The organism is Nocardioides terrae (assembly GCF_900112345.1).
Lineage (GTDB): Bacteria > Actinomycetota > Actinomycetes > Propionibacteriales > Nocardioidaceae > Nocardioides > Nocardioides terrae.
In genome coordinates this window covers 194,680-207,039 of sequence record NZ_FOLB01000006.1, presented here as the reverse complement: position 1 = coordinate 207,039, position 12,360 = coordinate 194,680, and the positions used below count along the sequence as shown (strand labels likewise).

At 70.3% G+C, this 12,360-nt stretch carries 14 protein-coding genes and 1 pseudogene; 3 read left to right on the top strand and 12 right to left on the bottom strand.

Features of this window, described 5'->3' with window-relative positions:
- Positions 1-32 precede the first annotated feature (32 nt).
- The 3 genes from BM236_RS10340 to BM236_RS10330 are packed head-to-tail and all read left to right on the top strand — an operon-like array spanning position 33 to position 3,333.
- Positions 33-638, top strand: coding sequence for a TadE/TadG family type IV pilus assembly protein (locus tag BM236_RS10340; RefSeq protein WP_091123232.1), 606 nt, complete (start codon positions 33-35; stop codon positions 636-638).
- Positions 635-1,108: a TadE family protein gene (locus tag BM236_RS18695; protein WP_175507637.1), complete on the top strand. Its 474-nt coding sequence runs from the start codon at positions 635-637 to the stop codon at positions 1,106-1,108. Before BM236_RS10340 ends, BM236_RS18695 begins: the two co-directional genes overlap by 4 nt.
- Positions 1,105-3,333: a hypothetical protein gene (locus BM236_RS10330; RefSeq protein ID WP_091123227.1), complete on the top strand. Its 2,229-nt coding sequence runs from the start codon at positions 1,105-1,107 to the stop codon at positions 3,331-3,333. Before BM236_RS18695 ends, BM236_RS10330 begins: the two co-directional genes overlap by 4 nt.
- A gap of 68 nt (positions 3,334-3,401) precedes the next feature.
- Here the strand turns inward: BM236_RS10330 and BM236_RS10325 are convergent, their stop codons facing one another.
- The 12 genes and pseudogenes from BM236_RS10325 to BM236_RS10275 form a co-directional block, all read right to left on the bottom strand.
- A complete protein-coding gene (locus tag BM236_RS10325; protein ID WP_091123224.1) occupies positions 3,402-3,707 on the bottom strand; it encodes a DUF2469 domain-containing protein in 306 nt (101 codons plus the stop codon).
- A complete protein-coding gene (locus tag BM236_RS10320) occupies positions 3,704-4,480 on the bottom strand; it encodes a ribonuclease HII (protein WP_091123222.1) in 777 nt (258 codons plus the stop codon). The genes BM236_RS10325 and BM236_RS10320 overlap by 4 nt, the downstream gene beginning before the upstream one ends.
- The gene (lepB, locus tag BM236_RS10315; protein WP_245750256.1) at positions 4,477-5,262 is read right to left on the bottom strand and encodes a signal peptidase I; all 786 of its coding nucleotides are present in this window, start codon (positions 5,260-5,262) and stop codon (positions 4,477-4,479) included. The genes BM236_RS10320 and lepB overlap by 4 nt, the downstream gene beginning before the upstream one ends.
- 25 nt (positions 5,263-5,287) lie before the next feature.
- Positions 5,288-5,641: a 50S ribosomal protein L19 gene (gene rplS, locus BM236_RS10310; protein WP_091123217.1), complete on the bottom strand. Its 354-nt coding sequence runs from the start codon at positions 5,639-5,641 to the stop codon at positions 5,288-5,290.
- 191 nt (positions 5,642-5,832) lie between these two features.
- Positions 5,833-6,168 carry a GNAT family N-acetyltransferase gene (locus tag BM236_RS19375; RefSeq protein WP_245750262.1) on the bottom strand — a complete coding sequence of 112 codons (336 nt, stop codon included), beginning with the start codon at positions 6,166-6,168 and terminating at the stop codon, positions 5,833-5,835.
- 156 nt (positions 6,169-6,324) lie between these two features.
- Positions 6,325-7,017: pseudogene (gene trmD / locus BM236_RS19370) on the bottom strand (tRNA (guanosine(37)-N1)-methyltransferase TrmD); the annotation flags it as partial.
- Positions 7,014-7,592: a ribosome maturation factor RimM gene (gene rimM / locus BM236_RS10300; protein ID WP_425434197.1), complete on the bottom strand. Its 579-nt coding sequence runs from the start codon at positions 7,590-7,592 to the stop codon at positions 7,014-7,016. The pseudogene trmD and the gene rimM, both read right to left, overlap by 4 nt.
- A gap of 124 nt (positions 7,593-7,716) precedes the next feature.
- On the bottom strand, positions 7,717-7,959 hold the full coding sequence (locus BM236_RS10295; RefSeq protein WP_091123212.1) for an RNA-binding protein: 243 nt from the start codon (positions 7,957-7,959) through the stop codon (positions 7,717-7,719).
- Positions 7,959-8,426: a 30S ribosomal protein S16 gene (gene rpsP / locus BM236_RS10290; RefSeq protein ID WP_091123209.1), complete on the bottom strand. Its 468-nt coding sequence runs from the start codon at positions 8,424-8,426 to the stop codon at positions 7,959-7,961. The genes BM236_RS10295 and rpsP overlap by 1 nt, the downstream gene beginning before the upstream one ends.
- A 170-nt stretch (positions 8,427-8,596) precedes the next feature.
- Entirely contained in the window at positions 8,597-9,670 is a 1,074-nt protein-coding gene (locus tag BM236_RS10285) for an amidohydrolase family protein (protein WP_091123206.1), read from the bottom strand.
- Positions 9,671-9,769: 99 nt separating this feature from the next.
- Positions 9,770-11,812: a glycoside hydrolase family 3 protein gene (locus BM236_RS10280; RefSeq protein WP_245750255.1), complete on the bottom strand. Its 2,043-nt coding sequence runs from the start codon at positions 11,810-11,812 to the stop codon at positions 9,770-9,772.
- Between the two features lie 161 nt (positions 11,813-11,973).
- The gene (locus BM236_RS10275) at positions 11,974-12,339 is read right to left on the bottom strand and encodes a hypothetical protein (RefSeq protein ID WP_091123204.1); all 366 of its coding nucleotides are present in this window, start codon (positions 12,337-12,339) and stop codon (positions 11,974-11,976) included.
- Positions 12,340-12,360 lie beyond the last annotated feature (21 nt).

Genomic DNA, 12,360 nt, shown 5'->3' with positions numbered 1-12,360 from the left:
GGGCGGGACTCTTGGGAGGAGGACAGCCGACGATGCGCACACTCACGCGTTCCGACACGCGCGGCGCGGTTGCGACCGGCGCCGTCGTCTTCGAGGCTGCACTCCTCACCCCTCTCCTCGTGGTCATCATGCTCGGCATCGTCGAGATGGCCCTGCTCATGAGGGACAACGTCGCCCTGAACTCGCTCATCCACACCGGAGGCAAGGCAGCCACCTCCTTCGCCGTCGATGCCGACCGGCCGGCCGCCACGGTCGCCGATGCACCGGCGACAACGCTCTCCGACCTGACCGCCTCGGCGATCGAGCAGGCGAAGACGACGCTGTCCAAGGACTCCATCAGCGAGCTGTGGGTCTACGAGGCCAACCCGGCCGGCTTCCCGCTCCGCAACGGGACCGACCACTTCGCCCGCTGCGACGACGGCTGCGCCGCCTACGCGTGGGACGCCGATGCCCAGGAGTTCCACCGCACCGGCGGCCGCCTCGGCGCGCACGACATCGATGCGTGCGGCAGCAGCTTCGGCGTCTACGTGAAGGCCAACCACTCGTTCCTGACCGGAGTCTTCCAAGGAGTGACCATCACCAAGCACGAGACCTTCCAGCTCGGCGACGGCGCCGACTGCCGAGTGGCCACGTCGTGACGCGCGTACGCCGGCGTCGCCGGTCCGGTCGCGGCGCCGTGGTCGTCGAGTTCGCCCTGGTCGCGCCGCTCCTCCTCATGATCGTCTTCGGGATCATCGACTTCGGCTGGATGATCGACCGGAGCAACGTCGTCAACAACGTCGCCCGTGACGCCGCTCGCACGGCCAGTCTGGACGGGAACCGCGCCACGATCCGGACCGTCGCCACGGACGAGCTCGCCGACATCGGCGTGACGTACCCGGGGCCCAACGCCACCGTGACGATCACCTGCACCACCCCTGCGGGCGTGACGTGCAACGACAGCGACTTCGACGCGAAGGCCATCGCGGGCTCCTCGGTCCGAGTCACCGTCTCGTACACCCACCACTGGATCACCCCGGTCGGCGCACTGTGCTCCTTCTTCGGCGGCGGATCCTGCACGGGAAGCACGATCGAGCTCACCCGCACATCGGAGATGGTCAGGGAATGATCCACTTCTTCTCACGCTCTCGCGGCGAGCGAGGCGCTGTCGCCATCATCGTGGCGGCGCTGTCGATCGTCCTGTTCGGCGTCGCCGCGCTCGGGGTGGACATCGCGACGCAGGTCAACCGCAAGCACCTGCTCAAGAACCAGCTCGATGCCGCGGCCACGGCGGCGGCGTACCACCTCGACTCGCAGACCAACGCCATCCGGGACGCCGCCCAGAACGCGATCGACTACTACGAGAAGAACGGCCCCGGCACACTCGATCCGAGTCAGATCAGCTTCTGGTGCGTGGTCGGTCGCAAGCTCGCCGTCGACGGGAGCCCGTCCACTCCGGCGAAGGTCGCCGACTACCAGATCCCGAGTGGAGGCCAGAAGGGCGGCGTCTGCAACCCCGACGCCTCGTCGTCGAGCACGACCTGGCTGCAGTCCGACTACACCAACCGGGTGCGGGCGTGGGACGGCTCCCACTTCGCGATGACCTGCAATTCCGAGCTCTGTGCCGTGCCGTGCGCCCTGAACGCCGGCCCCGGCAACGGCTGGGCGGCGGGAACGTCGATCTACAACAACCTTCCGGTCACGTGCAACACGATCAGGGTCGGCGCGAGCGACGACGTGCCGTTCACCTTCGCGCCGGTCCTCGGGATCGACAAGGGCTCGACGGGCGCGCAGATCGCCGTCGCCTGCAAGGGTGTGTGCGGCGCCATCGCCCCCAACCCGATGAACGTCGTGGTCGTCACCGACCGCACGTCGTCGATGGATGACACCGACGAGCACTCCATGATCCAGGGCATCAAGGACATGCTCGCCAAGATGTCGCCGGAGCAGCAGTACGTCGCGCTCGGAACGATCGGCCGCAGCACCACGACCACCCGAAGCAGCTTCAGCGCCTGCTCTTCGGTCAAGGTGCCCGCCGACGAGAACTCGCGGGGCTGGGGCTACAGCGGAGACTCCCTCTCCAAGTACAGCTCGAACCTCTGGGTGCCCCTCCAGTTCTTCAAGAACTACCTGGGCAGCACCGGCGCCATCAACACGGGCAGCAACCTCATCAGGGCCCTCAACTGCCTCGACCCGGACGGCAGCGGCCCGCAGAAGAGCCACGGCACCTATCTCGCGGCGCCTCTCAAGGCGGCAGCGCGTTACGTCCTCGGCGACCAGCCGAGCATGGACTCCAGTGGCTTCAACGTGGACGGCCTGGGCGGGGCCAACCGTTCCGGCAGGGTCCGCAACGTGATCATCTTCGAGACCGACGGCCAGCCGCAGGAGATCGCCAACTCGGACAGCGACCCGACCAAGAACGCGTGCGGGATCACGAACAGCCTGACGACGCAGGCGTCGGGCTGCGGGAACGGGTACGACGTCTTCTCCGACTTCATGCACGTCGCCAAGAGCGGGACGACGAAGGGCAACCCGGGAACCTCGTTCACCACGAGGGACTCGAGCCTCAGCTACAACGACGGCAAGTGGTCGACGTACGACCCCGCCCCCGCGCCGACCGCCTGCTACAAGTCGGGTGGTACGACGAACTCGTGCTCCTCCGGCACCCGCTACACGCTGAGCTACAAGACGGTGCAGAACTCGCGCACCGACTCCCAGAACTACGAGCGCAACGGCGGCGAGAACGCCTGCTCCAACTTCAAGGCCGTCGCCGACACGATCAAGGCGTACGACCCTGACAACCTCATCATCACGATCGGCTACAACCTCGACGGCAGCACGAACTGCAACAAGGGCAACGTCACTCCGGATGTCTCCGGGTTCTCGACGCCGTCAGGCTCCACCGAGTTCAACGGCGCGTGGATCCAGGACATCGACCGGACCGACAACAACGGCAGCTGGAGCAACACGAGCGGCCAGAGGCAGTCCGACTGCGTGGGAGGCGGCAACGGCAGCACCGCGGACGATGCGAAGACGATCAAGTACGCCTCGTGCAAGGTTCCGCTGACGGTGACCTACGCGGTCGCCACGAAGGTCACGTGGAAGAACACCGTGGTCGACAACGACCCCGGCGACTCGGTCAACAACGTCCTGGCCTACGCGGCCGGCGGGGACGGCATCGAGCCGTCGACCGTCGACCCGGGCAACTGCACCGGCTCGGCGAGTCGCACCGCTGAGAACACCGACGGTGACTTCTTCTTCTGCGCGGCCTCCGGCGACGACATGGGATCGATCTTCATCGCGGCGCTCAACCAGGTCGGCGGCGGCGTCAAGCTGATGAACCTCCCGGACTGACCGACCGGGCCCACGGCCCCGGTCAGGGTGCCGGTCACAGCCCCGGGCAGGCCCCGGTCACGGCAGGGTCACTTCGGCGGGTCGATCTCCGCGGGCTGGAGCTCCTCGACGTTGACGTCCTTGAACGTCAGCACCTTCACGTTCTTGGCGAACCGCGCCGGGCGGTACATGTCCCACACCCAGCAGTCGCTCATCGAGATCTCGAAGAACACGTCGCCGCCCTCGCTGCGCGCCTTCACGTCCACCTGGTTGCACAGGTAGAAGCGTCGGTCGGTCTCGACGACGTACTTGAAGATGCCGACGACGTCGCGGTACTCCCGGTAGAGCGTCAGCTCCATCTCGGTCTCGTACTTCTCGAGGTCCTCGGCGCTCATGCTGTCTCCTCCGAAATCAGGGCCTCGACGGGTACGGCGACGGGCAGCTCAGACTCTAGTCCGGACCCCACGCCCGGGAGGCTCCAGGACCGTCTGTGGTGCACGGTCGGACCGAACCGGGCCAGCGCGTCGATGTGGGCGGGCGCCGAGTAGCCCTTGTTCTCGCCCCAGCAGTACTCCGGGTGCCGGGCGTCGAGCTCGACCATCAGCGCATCGCGCGCCGTCTTGGCCAGGATGCTGGCCGCCGCGACCGCCGCGCAGGTCAGGTCGGCCTTGATCCGGGTCCGCACCGGCGGCAGCGCAACGAGCTCGGCCGCCGGCGGCTCCGGACGCGGTGGCGGGAGCGGGTCGAAGAGCCCGGGCTCGCCGTCCTCGAGGACGGCCGGGACCGGGGGCGTGAGGTAGTCGTGGTTGCCGTCGAGCAACACCTGGTCGGGGGGGATCGAGAGCTGGCCGAGGGCACGATGACCGGCAAGCCGCAGCGCCGCGATGATGCCGAAGTCGTCGATCTCCGTCGGCGTCGCGTGGCCGACGGCCCAGCAGGCCGCCCAACGCTGGATCCGGGGTACCAGCCGCTGCCGGGCCTCGGGGGTGAGCAGCTTGCTGTCGCGGACCCCCTGGGGCGCCGTACGCGTCGTCTCGGAGATCACCACGACGCCGATCGTCACCGGGCCGGACAGTGCCCCGCGGCCGACCTCGTCGCAGGCGGCCAGGTGTCGCACTCCCCCGCGCAGCAGGGTGCGCTCGAAGCGGAGCGAGGGGGCGATGCTCATGGCGCGGGCACCGGGTCGAAGCTGTCCGGCCGGTGCTCGAAGCGGACCTTGCCGGCCGGCCACACGACCGCCATGACCTTGCCGACCACCAGGCCGGCGGAGACCCACGGCGAGTCCGTGCAGTCGGTCTCGTTCGCCGTGCACAGGTGGTAGGAGGAGTCGGCCGAGTGGGCCCTGTTGTCGCCCATGACGAACAGCATGCCCTTCGGGACCGGCGGCGTCTTCCAGTGCTTGACCCCGGGCATCGGTCCGAAGCACTTCCCGGCCGTCCCGGGGGCGCAGCCGACGTCGTTGGGGCGGGCGTACGCCGACTCGTCGATCGGCTTGCCGTTGACCATCAGCCGACCCTGGTCGTCGCAGCACTCCACGACGTCGCCGGGCGTGCCGATGACGCGCTTCACCAGGTGCCCGCCGGACGGGTAGAGCCCGACCTTGGTCAGCAACCGCGTCACCGGGTTCGTCGCTTCACTGACGTCCTCGGGGCCGAGCCAGCCGCCGGGGTCCTTGAAGACCACCACGTCGCCGCGCTGCGGCTCACCGCCGAGCCAGTAGGACGGCTTCTCGACCAGGATGCGGTCGTTCTTCACCAGTCCCGGCTCCATGGACTCGGAGGGGATGTAGAACGCCTGGACGAAGAGCGCCTTGATGACGATGGCGAGCACCAGCGCGCCGGCCAGCAGCAGGACGGTCTCCTGCCACAGCGGCATGTGGCCGCGCTGGGACGCAGAAGACCGCGACCCCTCCGCCTCGACGGTGGTGGGATCGCGGTCTTCGGAAGTCACGCGCAGAGTCTAGGAAACCCGAGACTCACGCCTCGCGGCGCTCCTTGATCTTCGCCTTCTTGCCGCGCAGGTTGCGCAGGTAGTAGAGCTTCGCCCGGCGGACGTCACCGCGGGTGACGATCTCGAGGGTCTCGAAGATCGGGGAGTGCAGCGGGAAGGTGCGCTCGACGCCGACGCCGAAGGAGACCTTGCGGACGGTGAAGGTGCGGCCGACGCCGGAGCCGTGGACGCGGATCACGACACCCTGGAAGACCTGGATGCGGGACCGGTTGCCCTCGACGACCTTGACGTGGACCTTGACGGTGTCGCCGGCGCGGAAGTCCGGGACGTCGTCGCGCTTGATGCCGTTGCCGATGTCGGCCAGCAGGTTGTTGCTCATGATCTCTCCTCGCAGATGCCACAGGTCAGCCGCGGTGTGGGAACGTGCTTGTTCAGGTGTGGCTCGCCGTGCTGGCCGGCGGCGTACGGTTCCCCCTGTGGCAGGAGCCCGACGCGGCACCTCCGGATGATGAGGCTTTCGGAGCGTGCCTTCGGCCGACGAGACCAAGCGCTGAGTCTGCCACAGAGGCGTCAGCGGCCGGAAATCCGTCGCGGCTTGGTCAGGACGACCGCACCGGGCGGAGCCTCGAGCTCGGGACGCAGCCGGAAGCCCGCCTTCTTGTACATCCGCTGGTTGGCGGCGCTCGCCCTGCCGGTGAAGAGCACGTACGACGTCGCGGCCGGTGGGGCCACCGCCTGGATGTGGTCGAGCAGCACCCGCCCGAGCCCGCGTCCCTGCAGGTCGGGGGCGACCATCAGCCGCCCGATGTCCCACGCGTCGCCCTCGAGCCGGCCGCGCACCGCGCCGACCAGCCGGCCGGCCACCCGCACGACGTAGTGGTCCCACTTCCCCAGCGACTGCTCCACGTCGGCGAGTGACTCGTGCAGCGCGGGGATGTCGAGGGTGTCGTTGGCCAGCGCCTCCTGCACCCAGCACGCCCGCTGCAGGGTGAGCAGCTCGGCGGCGTCACCACGCGTCCCGGGGACGACCTTCCACTCCGTACCTGCCGCGCTGGCGTGCAGCAGGTCGGGACGACGCTCGGCGGTGCGGCGCAGGCGCTGCTCGTGGCGCCAGGCGGCGATGCGGCCGTGGTCACCGGAGAGGAGCACCGCTGGGACGTCGTACCCCTGCCAGGAGGCGGGCTTGGTGTAGACGGGGTACTCCAGCAGTCCGGCCCCCTCCCCCGAGTGCGACTCCTCCACGAGCGAGGCGGCGTTGCCCATGAAGCCGGGCAGCAGCCTCACCACGGCCTCGGTGATGGCGAGCGCGGCGACCTCTCCGCCGTTGAGGACGTAGTCGCCGATGCTGATCTCACGGACCTCGGCGATCGTGCCGGCGTGGTCGAGGACGCGCTGGTCGATGCCCTCGTAGCGACCGCACGCGAACACGATCCGCTCGCCGGTGGCGAGCTCGGTCGCCAGCTGCTGGGTGAACGGCTCCCCGCTGGGGGTCGTGAAGACGACGGTCGTCCGCGCTCCGCCGTCGGGGCCGATCCCGAGGTCGGCGAAGGCCTCGCCGAAGGGCTCCGGCTTCATCACCATCCCGGCGCCGCCGCCGTAGGGCGTGTCGTCGACGGTCCGGTGCCGGTCGTGCGCCCAGGCGCGCAGGTCGTGGACGTGCACCTCGAGCAGCCCGCTCCTGATCGCCTTGCCGGGCAGGCTGAGCGAGAGGGGGGCGAGGTAGTCGGGGAAGATCGTGAGGTAGTCGAGCCTCACGGCCGGTCCTGGTCCGTGTCGGTGTCGTCGGTGTCGTCGGGCAGCGGCGTGACGAGGCCGGGCCGGTCCTCGATGACGACCTTGCCCTCGGCCAGGTCGACCACGGGGACGAGTGCCTTCACGAACGGCACCAGCGCGTCGCGCCGGTCCGGCGTCCGGATGGTCAGCAGGTCCTGGGCGCCGCCGTGGACCAGGCCGGAGACCTCGCCGAGGTGGTTGCCCTCGGTGTCGTACGCCGCCAGGCCGATGAGCTGGTGGTCGTAGTACTCGTCGGGGTCCTCGGGGGTCGCGTCGGCGGGGATGTCGGTGTAGAGCAGCACGCCCCGCGCGGACTCGGCGGCGTCGCGCCCGGAGATCTCCTCGAAGAGCAGGTGCAGCACGCCCTGGTGCCACCGACTCCCTGCGACGGTGAGCGTGTCAGCCGTGAAGGCGGACCCCTTGGGCGGCACCGCCCGCAGCCGTGCGCCGTCGACGAAGCGGCGCTCCGGCTCGTCGGTGCGCACGTCGATCGTCACGTGACCGCGGATGCCGTGCGGCTTGCCGATGCGTCCGACCAGGACCTCGATGGACTCCACGGGCGTCATTGTTCCGCACGGGACGGTGTTGTCCGGCCCCGGGAGCGGCGCCCGCCGGGAAATGCGCAGCGGGCGCCACCCCCTCGGGGGTGACGCCCGCTCCGCTTGCTGCTGTTGCTCTGCCTCAGCGGCGCCGGTCGACGTCGACGAAGTCGACCCGAGCGCCGTCCTTGCCAGCGAGGGCTCCGATGACCGTGCGGAACGCGGAGGCCGTGCGGCCGCCGCGGCCGATCACCTTGCCGAGGTCCTCGGGGTGGACCCGGACCTCGAGGATCGACCCGCGCCGCAGCTGCTTGTCACGCACCACGACATCGTCGGGGTGGTCGACCACACCGCGGACGAGGTGCTCCAGAGCCTCGGCGAGCATCAGGCCTCTTCGGTTGCGGCCTCAGCGGCCGGGGCGTCCTCGGCGGGGGTCTCCGCGACAGGAGCCTCAGCCTTCTTCTCGGCCTTCTTGGACGACTTCGTCACGGCCTCGGAGGTCGGGGCGGAGTGGGCCTCGGCCAGGGCCTTGTTGAAGAGGTCGAGCTTGTCGGCCTTGGCGGCGGCGACCTTGAGGGTGCCCTCGGTGCCCGGGAGGCCCTTGAAGGTCTGCCAGTCACCGGTGATCTTGAGGATCGCCTCGACGGCCTCGGTCGGCTGCGCGCCGACGCCGAGCCAGTACTGGGCGCGCTCGGAGACCACCGAGATGAAGGACGGGTCCTCCTTGGGGTGGTACTTGCCGATCTCCTCGAGGACGCGACCGTCACGCTTCTTGCGGGAGTCGACGACGACGATGCGGTACTGCGGGACCCGGATCTTGCCCAGGCGCTTCAGGCGAATCTTGACAGCCACGTTTGTGGTATTCCTTCGGAATTCGTGTGTGGGTGAGGGACGCGCGACAGGTGGGGAACACCGACGCCCGGTCCTCTGAGGACACTGCACGGCCGGTGAGAGGGTCCGCCCGTACAGGACTCGACGCACAATCTTGCCAGAGGTGGAGCCGCCGGTCGAAATCCTCCCGGTCAGGAGACGAGCACGCCGCGGAGCACGACGGCCGCGGGCCGGGCCAGCACGGTCAGGTCGGCCAACGGGTCGGCGTCGTAGACGACGAAGTCGGCCTCGCTGCCCTCGGCCAGGTCGGGCGTGAAGCCGAGCCACTCGCGCGCCCGCCAGGAGGCGGCGCCGAGGGCGACGTCGGCGGGCAACCCGATCCGGTGCATCGCGAGGACCTCCTCGTGGAGGACGCCGTGCTGGTGACCGCCGGCCCCGTCCGAGCCCGCGAAGAGCGGCACCCCGGCGTCGTACGCCGCCATGATCGTCTCGCGGCGACGCGCGAAGAGGTCGGTCATGGTCGAGGCGTAGCGCGGGAACTTCGGCCCCGCCGAGGCGGCGAGGTCGGGGAAGATCTCGAGCTGACGCACCGTCGGCACCAGCGCGGTGCCCTGCTCCGCCATGGCGCCGACGAGGTCGGGGGTCAGACCGGTGCCGTGCTCGATGCAGTCGATGCCGTGCTCGATCAGCCCGGGCAGGACCTCGTGGCCGAAGCAGTGCGCGGTCACCTTCGCGCCGTGGTCGTGGGCCACCTTGATCGCCTCGGCGAAGTCGTCGGCCGAGAAGGAGGGCATCAGGTCGCCGGCCTCCCGGTCGATCCAGTCCCCCACCAGCTTGACCCAGCCGTCCCCACGCTCGGCCTGCTCGGCGATCGCCGACGCGAGGTCGGCCGGCTCGACCTCGTCGGCGTAGTTGCGCATGTAGCGGCGGGTGCGGGCGACGTGGCGCCCGGCCCGGATCAGCCGCGGCAGGTCGTCACGGCCCTGGATCCAGCGAGTGTCCGTCGGCGTTCCGCAGTCGCGGATGAGCAGCGCTCCCCCGTCGCGGTCGGCGATGGCCTGCTGCTCGGTCTCCTCCTCGTCGACGCCGCCGTCCGGACCGAGCCCGAGGTGGCAGTGGGCGTCGACGAGGCCGGGCACGATCCAGCCGCTGGCGACCGTCTCGGCACCGGGCTGGCGCTCGTGGGTGATGCGACCGTCGACCACATGGAGGTCGCGGACCTCACCGCTGGGCAGGACAGGACCGTGGAACCTGAGCGCCGTCATGCGACGCACGCTACCGGAGCAGGAGAGACGGTCCGGGGCGTCGTGCGGACCTGCACCGGGCGCGGGCCCGGTCCGGTCCGCACGACGCCCCGGCCGGTCTCAGCGCCGCCGCGTGGTCAGCCCCCAGCCGTAGGGGAACAGCGGGTCGTAGCTCTTCCCCCGCGCCGCGTCACCGACGTTGATCGGCTCCTGGTCCAGGGTCCGCGGCCACGTCACCGGCAGCCTGCCGGTGAACGGCTCCCGACCGAAGAGCACGTCGGCGACCCCTTGGCCCTCGCTGCCGGGCAGCCAGGACGCGACGAGGGAGTCGACCTCGTCGACGACCTCGGGCGGGAGGATGATCGGCCGCCCGGAGACGACCAGCACGGTGCAGGTCGCCGCCTGCGAGCAGACGGTGTCGATCGCCGCCCGGTCGGCAGCCGAGAGCTGCATGGTCTGGACGCCGTTCGGCGCCCAGCTCGGGCCCGCGACGTCGCCCGGGCCCTCGGCGTACGGCGTCTCGCCGACCACCACCACGCCGTTGGCGTCGGCCGGGACCGGGGCGGAGGCGTCCTGGCTGAACGTCACGGGTGCGTTGGTCGCCTGCTGGATCCCGCCGAGGATCGTCGTCCCCGGGATGACGCCGGCAGGACTGCCCTGCCAGGTGAGCGTCCATCCGCCGGCCTGGTTGCCCATGCTGTTGGCGCTGCCGCCGGCCACGTAGACCGGAGCCCGCTTGGACAGCGGCAGGGTGCGGCGCTTGTTGGTGAGCAGCACCTGCGACTCGGCCACCGCACGCCGAGCCACGGCCCGGTGCGCCCGGCTGCCGATGGTGTCCATCAGGCTGCGGTCGGTGTAGGGGTGCTCGAAGAGCCCGAGCTTGAACTTCACGGTCAGGATCCGGCGTACCGCGTCGTTGATCCGGCTCATCGGCACCGCGCCGGTGTTCACCAGCTGGGTGAGCGTGCTGATGAACTGCGGGTAGCCGACCGGGTCACCGGAGAACGGCTCCATGAACATGTCGATGCCCGCGTTGACGGACGCCTCGACCTGGTCGGCGTAGGTGCCCGGCAGCTGGTGGATCGCCCGCCAGTCCGAGATCACCAGGCCCTGGAAGCCGAGGGCGTGCTTGAGCACGCCGGTGATGAGCTCCCGGTTGGCGCTCATCTTGATCGGGTTCCCCAGCCCGTCCTCGGTCCAGTCGACGCTGGAGAAGGACGGCATGACCGAGCCGATGTGGTGCTTGCGGACGGCGTCGGGGTACGGCGACAGCGCGAGCCTGGCGAACTCCGCGTGCGAGACCTCGTCGACGCCCTGGTCGATCGGGTAGTCGTTGGGGTCGGTCGGGGTGTCGCGGTAGGACGTCAGGCCGTCCCCGGCGTAGTGCTTCGCGGTCGCGAGCACGTGATCGGGCCGGTCGAGCTGGCCCTTCCTGCCCTGGAGGCCGTCGATGACCGTCTCCATCCGCCGGACCAGCCGGGGGTCCTCGCCGAAGGACTCGTAGGTGCGGCCCCACCTGTCGTCGCGTGCGACGCAGATGCACGGCGCGAACGCCCACTGCGGCCCGGACGCTCGCGTCTCGATCGCCGTGATGTGGCCGATCTTCTTGACCAGCCTGGCGTCACGGCTCGCACCGAGGCCGATGTTGTGAGGGAAGATGGTCGCGCCGTCGAGGTTGCCGTGGCCGTGCACCGAGTCGACGCCGTAGAGCAACGGGATCCCGAGCCGGGTCTGTAGCGCCGCCCGCTGGTAGCGGTCCACCATGTTCGCCCAGGCCTCGGGCGTGTTGGAGCCGGGGACCGAGCCGCCGCCGGACAGCACGCTGCCCAGCCCGAGCGAGGTGATCTGGGACGTGTCGGCGTCGATGTCGGCCCGCTCCGCCTGCGCCATCTGGCCGATCTTCTCGGCCAGCGTCATCCGGCCGAGCAGGTCGGCGACGCGGGCCTTCGTGGGCAGCCTGGCGTCGCGGTACGTCGGCCGGGAGCCGTGGTGGTGCCCGGTGCTGTGGTGCCCCGAGCCTTGGTGCCGCGCGCCGTGGTCGGCGTCGGCCGACGGCGCGGCCAGGACCGCGAGACCCAGTGCGGTCGCCGTCGTCGCGCTCAGAACGGCTAGCCGCCTCCGGGCTGACCTGGAGTGATCGTGCGAATGCTGTGGGAACAGCACGTGAGCCTCCTCCCGAGATGGCCCGACGCCTCGGCTCTGAGGACACCGGGACGCGTCGCCGCGCGGATCCACCTTGTGGCGTGCGTCACATCCGGGTCAACGGCTACGCGCGCGTAACTTGGGAGCGCTCCACGAGCGTCCTGCCGGGTTGCGTGCCGCCGTCAGAGCCGGTCGAGCAGCCAGGTGGGCCGGACGGTGTCGGCGTACCCGGCCAGGTTGGCGCTCAGCGCCCGGTCGGCCGTCACCACGCGCACCCGGTCACCGCGGTCGTGCGCGGCCCTGGCCTGGGCGAGGATCGTGGAGTCGCCGTCCTTGGGGGCGTGGATGACGCGAAGGCCCGGCGTCCGCACTGCGGGCACGCCCTTCTTGGCCTCACCCTCGAGCACGATGACGACGAGGTCGTCAGGGAGGTCGGCGGCGCAGATCTCGTCGTAGAGCCGGGCGGCCGCACCTGCGCGGTCCTTCCACCAGCCGTCGGGGCGGGCGCCGACGACGTTGGCGGCGTCGACGACGAGGACGCTGGGCACGCCACGACCCTAGCGACGGCC

Coding starts and splice junctions, on each gene's coding strand:
- BM236_RS10320 (WP_091123222.1), bottom strand. CDS start 4,480: ATGAGCATCGCCCCCTCGCTCCGCTTCGAGCGCACCCTGCTGCGCGGG.
- BM236_RS10325 (WP_091123224.1), bottom strand. CDS start 3,707: ATGAGCGCCGAGGACCTCGAGAAGTACGAGACCGAGATGGAGCTGACG.
- rplS (WP_091123217.1), bottom strand. CDS start 5,641: ATGAGCAACAACCTGCTGGCCGACATCGGCAACGGCATCAAGCGCGAC.
- BM236_RS10340 (WP_091123232.1), top strand. CDS start 33: ATGCGCACACTCACGCGTTCCGACACGCGCGGCGCGGTTGCGACCGGC.
- BM236_RS10295 (WP_091123212.1), bottom strand. CDS start 7,959: ATGCTCGCCGAGGCTCTGGAGCACCTCGTCCGCGGTGTGGTCGACCAC.
- BM236_RS10285 (WP_091123206.1), bottom strand. CDS start 9,670: ATGACGGCGCTCAGGTTCCACGGTCCTGTCCTGCCCAGCGGTGAGGTC.
- BM236_RS10330 (WP_091123227.1), top strand. CDS start 1,105: ATGATCCACTTCTTCTCACGCTCTCGCGGCGAGCGAGGCGCTGTCGCC.